Annotated in this window: 7 protein-coding genes and 5 pseudogenes; 5 read left to right on the top strand and 7 right to left on the bottom strand. The window is 55.3% G+C overall.

Annotated features, from left to right (window positions below):
- From GRI72_RS14350 to GRI72_RS14315, 7 genes and pseudogenes are all read right to left on the bottom strand, one after another.
- Positions 1-751: pseudogene (locus GRI72_RS14350) on the bottom strand (IS3 family transposase); the annotation flags it as partial.
- 253 nt (positions 752-1,004) lie between these two features.
- The gene (locus GRI72_RS14345; RefSeq protein ID WP_160734591.1) at positions 1,005-2,204 is read right to left on the bottom strand and encodes an NAD(P)/FAD-dependent oxidoreductase; all 1,200 of its coding nucleotides are present in this window, start codon (positions 2,202-2,204) and stop codon (positions 1,005-1,007) included.
- A gap of 372 nt (positions 2,205-2,576) precedes the next feature.
- Positions 2,577-3,125 (bottom strand): 3-phenylpropionate/cinnamic acid dioxygenase subunit beta, encoded by a 549-nt coding sequence (locus GRI72_RS14340; protein ID WP_160734590.1) that lies wholly within the window; start codon positions 3,123-3,125, stop codon positions 2,577-2,579.
- Between the two features lie 10 nt (positions 3,126-3,135).
- On the bottom strand, positions 3,136-4,455 hold the full coding sequence (locus GRI72_RS14335) for an aromatic ring-hydroxylating oxygenase subunit alpha (protein ID WP_160734589.1): 1,320 nt from the start codon (positions 4,453-4,455) through the stop codon (positions 3,136-3,138).
- Between the two features lie 10 nt (positions 4,456-4,465).
- The gene (locus GRI72_RS14330) at positions 4,466-4,846 is read right to left on the bottom strand and encodes a non-heme iron oxygenase ferredoxin subunit (RefSeq protein ID WP_160734588.1); all 381 of its coding nucleotides are present in this window, start codon (positions 4,844-4,846) and stop codon (positions 4,466-4,468) included.
- Positions 4,847-4,858: 12 nt separating this feature from the next.
- Positions 4,859-5,677 carry a DODA-type extradiol aromatic ring-opening family dioxygenase gene (locus GRI72_RS14325; RefSeq protein WP_160734587.1) on the bottom strand — a complete coding sequence of 273 codons (819 nt, stop codon included), beginning with the start codon at positions 5,675-5,677 and terminating at the stop codon, positions 4,859-4,861.
- Positions 5,678-5,958: 281 nt separating this feature from the next.
- Positions 5,959-6,786 carry an alpha/beta fold hydrolase gene (locus tag GRI72_RS14315; protein WP_160734585.1) on the bottom strand — a complete coding sequence of 276 codons (828 nt, stop codon included), beginning with the start codon at positions 6,784-6,786 and terminating at the stop codon, positions 5,959-5,961.
- Positions 6,787-7,134: 348 nt separating this feature from the next.
- Here GRI72_RS14315 and GRI72_RS15035 point away from each other — a divergent pair.
- From GRI72_RS15035 to GRI72_RS14290, 5 genes and pseudogenes are all read left to right on the top strand, one after another.
- Positions 7,135-7,224, top strand: a pseudogene (locus tag GRI72_RS15035) (transposase); the annotation flags it as partial.
- Positions 7,225-7,301: 77 nt separating this feature from the next.
- Positions 7,302-8,046 (top strand): annotated as a pseudogene (locus GRI72_RS15030) (IS5 family transposase).
- A pseudogene (locus GRI72_RS15060) lies at positions 8,047-8,443 on the top strand (IS3 family transposase); the annotation flags it as partial.
- A gap of 515 nt (positions 8,444-8,958) precedes the next feature.
- The gene (locus GRI72_RS14295) at positions 8,959-9,960 is read left to right on the top strand and encodes an alpha/beta fold hydrolase (protein WP_237487221.1); all 1,002 of its coding nucleotides are present in this window, start codon (positions 8,959-8,961) and stop codon (positions 9,958-9,960) included.
- Between the two features lie 306 nt (positions 9,961-10,266).
- Positions 10,267-11,019, top strand: a pseudogene (locus GRI72_RS14290) (IS3 family transposase); the annotation flags it as partial.

Here is an 11,019-nt window from a genome sequence, read left to right as displayed (position 1 = left end):
CTCGCACGACACGGCGGCCTGAGATCGATGTGTCCGGCACCGCTGCCAGGCACTCCCTGGTCACGTCATCGACTACATTGAGCACACGGAACCTCCTGCCCGACGCCATCTGGTCGTGCATAAAGTTCAGGCTCCAGCGTTGGTTCGGCAGAGCCGGCACCGGGGCAGGAGCCCTTTGTGCCGACAGCACGCTTGCGGCTGCGTCGCCGCCTGACCGCCAAGCCTTCCTCCTGGTAGATGCGCTGGGTCTTCTTACGGTTGATCATGATCCCCTCCCGGCGCAGCAGGATATGCAGCCGCCGATAGCCGAACCGACGACGCCGGTTGGCCAGCTCCCGCAGCTTCTCTCTCAGCTCGGCATCGTCGCCTCGCGTCGAGCGGTAGCGCACACTCTCGCGATCGGCACCAACGACACGGCACGCCCGTCGCTCGCTCATCCCGTGGCAGGCCTGGAGATGAGCCACAGCTTCCCGCTTCGCGGCGGGCGTCAAAACCTTTTGCCAGGAGATCCTTCAGTGCCGCCTGGTCGAGCATCGCATCCGCCAGCAGCCGCTTGAGCTTGGCGTTCTCGCTCTCAAGCTCCTTCAGCCGCCGGGCCTCGGAAACCTCCAGCCCGCCATACTTCGACTTCCAGTTGTAGATCGTCGCTTCCGATACACCGTGACGCCGGGCCAGGTCGGCGGTCTTCGCTCCCGACTCGGCCTCCTTCAGCACGCCAATGATCTGCCTTCGGTAACCTCGCTCTCTTCATCTCGTCCGTCCTTCTATCAGGGCCGGACTCTAATCCAACTTAGAGGAAAATCAGGGGGGTCACGTCACGGGTAGCCGCAGCACGCAAGCTCAGGCCGCCATCAACCGCCGATAGAAGCAGACACGCAAATCCATCGAGAGAGCTTGAGACATCCATGGCGGCCTCCTTCACCAGCACGGATTCTGAGACCACTCTAGCACCAAAATCGCCTTGCCCTACCAACGATCAAGGTAAGGAGCTGTAAAGTTTCTGCCTATCCATTAAGCTTTGGATCTCTCAACAACTCCTCCGGGGGCCGACGATCTCCAACGCTGAGCAGACGGCGAATGCGGGCAATTGTGCGGCCGCTGTTGAAGCCTACCGCCCCACATAGTTTATTCTCGCTAAACTGCAGTAAAACACCCTCCTGACCATTGAACGGCTTTAACCAATGCGAGACCGTACGATCGACTTTGCCTACGGCCTGAATATTTATATCGAACTGATCGGACCAGAATCCCGATGGCTGTGCCTTAGGCAATTCCAGGCCAAGGATAGTAGAGGCTGCCTCCCGTGCCTGGATCTGCGCGTTCAAAATAGTCTCGCTTCGATCTCCTAACCCTTCGACGGTGCTTCGGCGTCGGGTAACGTCCCCGACAGCAAGGACTCCTGGCAGCGATGTTCGACAATGAGCATCAATCAAAATGCCGTTATCATTTTCCGCGCCCGCATCATTTGCAAGCTTGGCGTTGGGAACCATCCCGACACCGATAACTAGGACATCGCAAGGTAGAGTCTCGCCGTTCATGAGCACCACGCCGCTAATCCGTGACGGCCCTAGGACTGAGGCTATACCTTCACCCAACCTCAGTTTAACCCCTGCCTCTTCAATAACAGTCGCCATGACCCGCCCTGCTCCCTCGCCGATCGAACGGAGCATCGGTAACGCCGCAATGTCCACAATCGTAGTATCGCAACCACGCCTCACAGCACTTGAAGCAACTTCACAACCGATCACGCCTCCGCCCATTACGACTACACGAGCTCCTGGCAACAGCGCCTCCCTCAACGCCATTGCATCGCGCGAAGTACGCAGGGTGTGGATGCCTTGCAATCTCGGAACTTGTGCAGGCCATCGAGCCAACCCACCCGTTGCCACAACCATAACCTCCGCGCCTACCTGCCGCCCTCCAGAAAGATCCAACCGCCCCGCGGTCCCAATGCCCAAAACACGATTGCCGAACTCAAGCTCCAGGTGCATTTTCTCTAAAATATCGGCCCGCACTAGAGGGGTGTCCGAGGGATCGCTAAACTCACCTGAAAGCATTTCCTTCGACACGGCAGGACGATTGTACAGCGGCTCCATCTCGGCATCAAAGAGCATCACTCGCCCATCGTATCCCAAGCGCCGAAGCTCCATCGCTGTGGTCAAACCTGCAGCGTTAGCGCCAATGATCGCAACGGTGTTCGTCATACAAGCCCCCCCCATCGTAAGAAAAATGTCGTTACTGAATGGAGGCGTTTGATCATAGCAGGAATCTCATGAATTTGACGATGACGGACGATCGTATAATTATATACGTTGCTTCTGATCCTCTCGATCATAGACATTATACAAGAACAACAAGCGTTTTACGCTTAAAGGAAAGATGATACCCTCGGACCGAACGTCGCAACGATATCTTCTCCTACGGTAAAATATTGATTGATTAAATGGACAAGGCTTAATGGGGCGCTGCCAGAACCGACTAACATTAAGCTACTAGTGAATGCGTCTGTGTCCCTGACAAAAGCAAACCGCGCAAACAGCAACCCGCTCCGCACCTACCGATAACGGGACAACCGATTAGATAAACGTATTAAAGTTCTTGGATAAAAATACTGTCTGGGCAATAAACACCTCTCTACGCACTAATCTAAGACCTTCTGGGGTCTGACGAATAAGATCTATTCGCCGACCACCAAGCCAGTCCTCTTCATCTTCATTGCGATTACGCAAACTTATTGCGACCGAACGAACTAACCAATCGTTCTCTTCTTCGCTAGGTTCTACTTCGATATTCGAAATATAGTGTATGTTGCGTGTAGGTGGGTCTTCACTCCAAGCAGTTCGTTGCTTCCACCGAGAAGCCCGCAACTTTAACTCCGCTAGACTATCGTCAAAGTGAGCCATTCGATCACGTTCATATGTGCCCTTCTTGTCGCGACGATAACGGGCTTGGGGAACGGGGACCCAATAGGTGAATTCCTCGTCCATCAATTGAAACCAATCGTCGTACCGTTGTTCGTCTAAGAGCCTCGCCTCCCGATATAGAAATTGTTGAATCAGATGAAACACTTCTAAAGAAGCCTGGCGAGGCGCGTTATTCTTGGGATTGGCTGGAGCAGTTACCATGCTTATGTCCTTAATTATTGTCGAGGCTGGACCAATCGCTGGCTGACATGAGGTCAGCCCAACGTTTATAGAATGCGCGCTGGTTTGCGTCGTTCAATTGGACGCGATGGATTTTTCCTGGAAACTCTTCGTGATCTATCGCCGAGTCCAATCCTAATCCATAGTGCAGTTTCTGACGGCGCGTAACGACACCAGCGTTTGAGTGCGTGCAATGCTCCCAGTTTTCCCCGTCATCAGATTCAAACATGCCGGTTGGGGAGAAAGTTCTCGAAATGCCACGACGGTAGGCCTCCTTGAGGCTCTTTGGAGCATCGCGGTTGACGAGCACCCACGTATTCAATTCAATCTCGTGGGCCCCCTTGGGGAGCCATGTTCGCCAAGTGTTAAGTCCCGGGAGGTATGCAAGATTTGGAAAAACATTAGCCGAACTCATAGCCCCCACCATTTTCGCTCGCAGCTTTCCGAGGCGTTCGGCGAAGCGCGCTTCATTCTCCTTCAAATAGTCCACAACCTCTGGCTCGCCCAGCGCCATGGCATTACCAATCAAATCCAGTCCAAATTCGGTACCGTGTCCATTGACACTCGCTTGAAAGGACTTCTCGGGATTTACTTTTACACCGCGGCCAAAAATCGCTTCAGCGGCTGATGCATGTGTCCAACCGGCGTGATATGCGTCTCCGACGAAGTTCTCAGCCGCGAATTTCCAGTTTGACCGCAATCGAGACTTTACGTTGCCCTCAAGGAATTCGGTACCACCAGGATCGTTATCGAGCAGGACATCCAAGTAATAGCGATAGTCGCCTAAATATTCATCTAGCGATGGCGCCTCAGGATCAAAGGTAGCGAAGATCAAACCCTTGTAGGATTGAGTTCTCGCCCGATGTAGACCTAACTTACTCTTATCGAAATTCGCGCAGGCTGAGTAATGCTCCTCCTCATGTATGCTAACAAGCCCCCCATCTAGACCAAAAGCCCATCCGTGAAAGTTACACGTGAATTGACGAGCGGTGCCAGCCTCAGCAAAACATACTCTATTACCCCTGTGGGTACAGGAATTTAAGAATACGTTAACTTCCCCTTTTCGATCTTTCGCGACTATAACAGCATCTTGCCCAATATGAGTAGTTAGGAAATCGCCGGGCTCAGTGAACTGCGATTCATGACCTACGAAACACCAGCAGCGGGCAAAAATTCGCTCCAATTCAAGCTGGTAAATATCCGCATTCCAAAAAATTCGCCTGTCGATCCATCCGGCTTCAACATCCACGAGTTGGTGAAAGTCAAGGTCAGACGCCGCGCGGTTATTTTCGCGTTGAAAAGTCTCAACCATCGGTGTTCTCCTATTGACACTGCGGGGATGAAGCGTGAGTGTCGTCATTTTTGTTCGGTGTCGTGTTCACCAGCAACTTACCGCCCTCGACCCATACTTGATAAGTACTGATCGGTTCTGTGGCCGGAAAGCAAAGAGCCTTGCCCGATCGAACGTCGAATTCACCAGAATGGGCCGGACAAATTACGGTGAATCCCTCGAGCCAACCTTCTGTAAGAGAGGCTACCGCATGGGAGCAGACATCATCTGTCGCGAACCACTCATCGTCGACGTGATAAACGGCGATCTCCCCAAGGCCATCGATTGAAAATGCCTTCATTTCACCTTTCGGGATCTGCGAAGCTTCACCGAGTTCGACTAGATTTGAAACCATACCCTCCTCTTTTTCCATTATTACCCGCTCTCAAGAAGCAACACAAAGTTCAGCGAAGCCTAGGCCGGTCACTCCACCATCCCAAGGCTCATAAGCGATGACCTTGCCCGCCCCTCTGACTGCGCCCATTGCGCAGAGAAGTTGACGAATTTCCATCGCACCATTTCCACCGTGTTCTAGAATGTAATCATCGGTTAAATTGATGAGAGCCTCAGGCTCCCCCCTCTCCACCGCATCGAGGATCAGCTTATCGAAGGCCTTGTTGATACGCCCCATTTGCGGAAGGCCAACCCAATGGCTGAGGCCACCTGATCCAATGACAACGACCCTCTCGTCGCCAGGATAAGCTTCGATGGCCCGACGTATCGAACCGCCAAGGTCATAGGCCCTTTGCGTGCGAATTAAGGGCTGAACACCTGCGGCCAGATAGACGGGTATAGTTGCGACAGAACCATCTGAAGGCAATGAGCGGCGAACTGGAATACCTACAGAATGATCGACGTTAATCGATTTGGCAGCCGCCCAGTCGAACCCCTCCTCATGACCCACACGCATTATATGTTGCGCCAATGACGGGTTGCCTTTGATGCCCCCGCGCTCAACTCCAGGCAAAGGATCGATTGGGCCCTGCACATCTCCGATGCCGATCGCCATCTGAGGTAAACAATTCGGACCGAATAAAATATAGTGATCGGCACCAATTATAACAGCAGTTGTCGCATCTAGCTGACGCACGCGTTCAAGGATCGTGTCGTACGCTGCCAAGACAACTGACGAGTCAATCTTCCGCGGGTTAATGAAAACCAGCGGGTCGTGGGACATTAGAAACCCACCAACCACATTTGCCATCACACCGCCTCCCTAGCGCAGCCGGAGATCGCGTTTAGGTACTCGGGCAGGTCTTGCGGCCCCCGCACACACATCCATAAGCCAAAAGTGAGCATGGGACTCACTCCGACATCAAGCATGGAAGATACATTCATACCCCCAATCATTTCCTGCTCATCCCGACTCAATCCATATCGCCCCAGTACTTCTGTAGGCTCTGCAACGAAGCGTTTTCTCACTGAACTCTTGGTGGTAATGTCATACAGCGCCAACTCAATTCCATGGACACTCATTCCGCCCTCCTAAAAACCGTGGCGACTAAGAAATTCGCTTATCAAGCCAACAAAAGCCTTTGGCCGCTCCAACTGAACCCAGTGGCCGCACTCTCCGAAGATATGCAACTCGCTCTTTGGCAAATTTCGAGCGGCACCTACCGCCACCTCCATAGGAATGACTGAATCTTCGCGCCCGTGCAGCAGCAATGCCGGCTTATCGATCGTAGCTAGCTTTTCAGCCGGCATTCCACGAACGAGCCGCGGCCCTTCTTCACTCGATTGGGGCATTAGGGCGCGCAGCGCCGTGCGCCCAGAATGGCGTAGGCTCATTTCATACCGCTCCCGAACCATGGACTCGGTTACGATAGACGTATCGTACGGGAAACGCTCGAGGATGGCCCGCATACCCTCAAGAGAGGGCTCGAATGCAGCGCCTTCACTTAGGGCACTCGTCTGCTCGAACTGACCAGCCGGAGTGCCCATCAATACCAAGCCCAGCACAGCCTCGGGCTGCCGAAGGGTGGCCGCAAGCGACAGCGCTCCACCGAAAGAATTACCAACAAGAACTGAGGGGCCGACATTAAGAGCTTCCAGAAAGCCCAGAAGTTGACTGACCCACACCTTCATATTGAGCGTCAGATCAGGCTCGCAGTCAGTCAGCCCAAATCCAGCCATATCCGCAGCAATGACGCGGTAATTTTCTGCCAAATGAGGTATTACATTACCCCAATTTTCCCAGGCACTCACTCCTGGTCCGGAGCCATGCAGAAGTACGAGCGGAATGCCAGATCCTTCATCATGATAATGGGTACGAATGCCATTATTCTCGAGAAAATTGCCTTGCTGTATGGTCAAATTCTCCACTCCCGCCAAATGTTCGTCGCATAGTCGCTAGCCATACTCTTAAGTATGGTTTAGGATCGACATTTCGCGCTGTCAAGGGATGTTCAGATTGTATGGCCATCAGAAGAGCCGCAAGGTCAAGACCAACCAATCACCCGTTGCCTGCCCCCATGAGAATTGGAGTTGGCGCCCTCTGACATCCAGACCCCGCGTCGGACCGCTCGGGTGTGGAGTTTTCCTTAAGTTGCCTTGCTCCCCTGAACAGACGGGTTTTTGCTAGATTCTTACGCAAAGAAGTCGGACGAGAATGAAGCGAAACTGGTCCAGCGAAGAACAGATCATCGCGGTTTGAAACTGGGGTGCCGCCGTTACGGGGCCAGCACCGCCACGTTCTACAAGTGGAAGTCGAAGTTCGGTGGACTGGGGGTATCCGATGCCTGTCGGCTGCGGACTTCTAGGCCGTGTTGACAAAAGGGATCCCCATTTGCTCCGAGTTCTGATTCAAGACTGCTTTTTGAGGAGCAGTCATGGGTCGCGGGGATTTATCCGATGCGGAGTGGGAATTGATCGGGCCGCTGCTGCCTGCTGAGCGTGGTCGCTGGGCGCGGCCGGCGGGCGATAACCGGCGCTTCCTCAATGGCATGCTTCATGTGCTGCGGGTCGGCTGCCCCTGGCACGACATGCATGTGCGCTATGGCAAATGGAACTCGGTCTATGTCCGGTTCAGGCGGTGGGCTGAACAGGGCAAACGCTGATCGACCTGGGACTGACGGACGACTGGCAGCATATGATCGACAGCACAAGCGTTCGCGGTCATGTCTCGGCTGCGGGCGGAAAAGGGGGGCTTGTGCGAACGCTCTTGGTCGATCACGCGGCGGCTTTACGAGCAAAATCCACGCCCGATGCGACAATCAGAGATTGTCTCTCGGCTTCATCCTGACTGGCGGCGAGGCCTCCGATTACACCGCTGCGGAGCCGCTGATGGATATCCCCATCGCCACGCCCAGAAGGCTATGACGGTGATCGCTTCCGGGAGGCTTGCTGATCCGTGGTATCCTGCCGATCATCCCACCCCGCTCGAACCGCAAGATGCCCGAGCATCCCGACTATCGCCGCTATCGAGATCGCAACTGCGTCGAGCGCATGTTCGGTAAGCTCAAGCAACAGCGGCGCATCGCCACCCGGTACGACAAGACGGACCTCTCGTTTGACAGCTTCCTCAACCTCGCCGCCGCGCGCCTATGGCTGAAGTCTTTTATCAACACGGCCTAGGACGAGAACAGCCGGCTGAAGAAGCTGCTGGCCGAAGCATTGCTCGACAACGTGGTGCTGAAGGATCTGGCACCAAAAATTGGTGACGCCCGGCGCGAAGCGGGAAGCCGTCGTCCATGCCCGTGAGGAGCATAGGCTGAGCGAGCGTCGGACGTGCAGTCTGGTTGGCGTGAGCCGCACGGTGATCCGTTACGAGCCGGCGAGGCCGGATGACGGGGCGCCGGATGACGGGGCACTGCGGGAACGGTTGCGCGAGCAGGCGGCGGAACGTCGCCGGTTCGGCTATCGCCGCCTGGGCTACCTGCTGGCGCGGGAAGGCATGCGACCGAACCACAAGATGCTGCTGCGCATCTACCGTGAGGAAGGGCTTCGGGTCCGTCGCCGTGGCGTTCGCAAAAGGGGACTGGGCACGGGCAGACCAATGGTATTTCCGGACGGACCGAACGAGTGACGTTCGCTCGACTTCGTTCAGAATCAGTCGGCGACGGGTCATAAGCTCTGCGTATTTTGATGCAACAGCGGTGGAATGCACACCGACTCCTCTAGCGTATCACTGGAATAACGTCTCGCCTTGCGCTCACTAGCGGCGAGTTCGCCTAGGGAGGCTTCGGTCCATATCCATCCAAAGATTGAAATTTTGCGCCAAGACGGAAGCAATACATCGTTATCTCGAAGACGTTTCCGAAAGGGTATTTCAAGGACGCGTCGCCATCGGTCCGCAAACTATAGGCAAACTATAGAAAGCGGGCGGTTGACTCACGTGCGTTGGTCGAAAGAGCCCTCTGCTGGATCTCGCGTTTCGCCATTTAACTAAAATGCCACGATATTGCATACTCGTGCGTATTGACATTATGCCGCGACCTATACACCTACGGGGGAATATTTCGACGAAATGCTGCTTGGGAGAGGGGTATGGCCTCAGGTATTGGAGACAAGGCCGAAATGAATAAATTGACTGCAATCCAGGACGGTTCAACAGATATCGATCCGGTATGGGCTGGCGGAGGGGCGCATATTCCCGATTGGTTTTCCTGGGCGATGAGTGTGCCCCGTGAGGAAGGCTTCGTAGAGGTTGATGGCGCGCGTGTACATTATCTTCGCTGGGGTAGGCGTGGCCGGGCCAAATTGCTCATGTCGCACGGGTTTCTCGCCCATGCCCGCTGCTTTGCCTTCATCGCACCATACCTTGCCCAAGATTACGATGTGGTGGCTTTTGACCTGGCCGGTATGGGCGATAGCGAGATGCGTGGCGTCGCTGATGAAGCTGCGCGGGGAAAGGAATTCGCCGAAATCAGCGAAGCGCTCGATCTGCGCGCAGACGGAGCCAACCCGGTGATCATCGCCCACAGCTTCGGCGCGCGTGCAGCACTTACGGCTGTTTCTCAAACGCCGGACGCCTTCGCAGGCGTTATTGTCTGCGATCTCATGGTAATGCGGCCACAAAAACTCGAGGAATACTGGACTATGGGTCTGTGGAGCCCAGGGTCGGGTAATCCAGATAAACCGGTCCGACGCTATCCCAGTTATGCAGCGGCGCGCGAGAGGTATATCCTGGCACCGCCGCAATCGGTTGGTGAGCCTTTCTTATTGGACTACATGGCTTTTCACTCTCTCCGCCGCGATGGCGAAGAATGGGCATGGAAGTTTTCTCCGGAGGTCTTCCGTCGCGACAATAACTACGACGAATGGCTGAGCGTGGGCAGGAAACTGGTTGATGCGCCCGGTCGCAAAGCAGTTATACACGGTGAAAAGAGTCAACTTTTCGATCGAGATTCTGCTTGTTATATCCGTGAGCTAGGAGGGGGGGATATTCCAATTGTTGCGGTGCCTAACGCGCGCCATCATCTCATGCTTGATCAGCCCCTCGCATTTGTTGCTGCGCTTCGCGCGGTTTTGGCATTTTGGAACATTTGAGACCTCCCCATGCCAAAGGCTAAGCGGTAAACTGAACGGCCTCGAGGCTTTTGGTTCTTTTTGATGCAGGCTTTCCTTTGCGAGGGAGGCATGACGCCAGGCGGTGATACCAACTGACCGGCATGGAATGGTCATTCATTGAGCCGCTTTTGCCCTCCTAGCTAAGTAGCTTCCCGCGAGTTGACGACCGGAAGGTATTGAACGGCATGCTATTGCGTATTAACACTAGCACATCGGCATTGACGTGACCCCCTGATATTCCTCCAAGTATGATTAGAGTCCGGCCCTGACAGAAGGACGGACGAGATGAAGAGAACGAGGTTTTCAGAAGAGCAGATCATCGGCGTGCTGAAGGAGGCCGAGTCGGGAGCGAAGACCGCCGACCTGGCCCGGCGTCACGGTGTATCGGAAGCGACGATCTACAACTGGAAGTCGAAGTATGGCGGGCTGGAGGTTTCCGAGGCCCGGCGGCTGAAGGAGCTTGAGAGCGAGAACGCCAAGCTCAAGCGGCTGCTGGCGGATGCGATGCTCGACCAGGCGGCACTGAAGGATCTCCTGGCAAAAGGTTTTGACGCCCGCCGCGAAGCGGGAAGCTGTGGCTCATCTCCAGGCCTGCCACGGGATGAGCGAGCGACGGGCGTGCCGTGTCGTTGGTGCCGATCGCGAGAGTGTGCGCTACCGCTCGACGCGAGGCGACGATGCCGAGCTGAGAGAGAAGCTGCGGGAGCTGGCCAACCGGCGTCGTCGGTTCGGCTATCGGCGGCTGCATATCCTGCTGCGCCGGGAGGGGATCATGATCAACCGTAAGAAGACCCAGCGCATCTACCAGGAGGAAGGCTTGGCGGTCAGGCGGCGACGCAGCCGCAAGCGTGCTGTCGGCACAAAGGGCTCCTGCCCCGGTGCCGGCTCTGCCGAACCAACGCTGGAGCCTGAACTTTATGCACGACCAGATGGCGTCGGGCAGGAGGTTCCGTGTGCTCAATGTAGTCGATGACGTGACCAGGGAGTGCCTGGCAGCGGTGCCGGACACATCGATCTCAGGCCGCCGTGTCGTGCGAG

The sequence above is a fragment of the Pelagerythrobacter marinus genome (genome assembly GCF_009827515.1).
In the GTDB taxonomy this organism is placed as follows: Bacteria; Pseudomonadota; Alphaproteobacteria; order Sphingomonadales; family Sphingomonadaceae; genus Pelagerythrobacter; species Pelagerythrobacter marinus.
The sequence above is the reverse complement of the archived record's forward strand: the minus strand, read 5'-3'. Positions and strand labels throughout refer to the sequence as shown.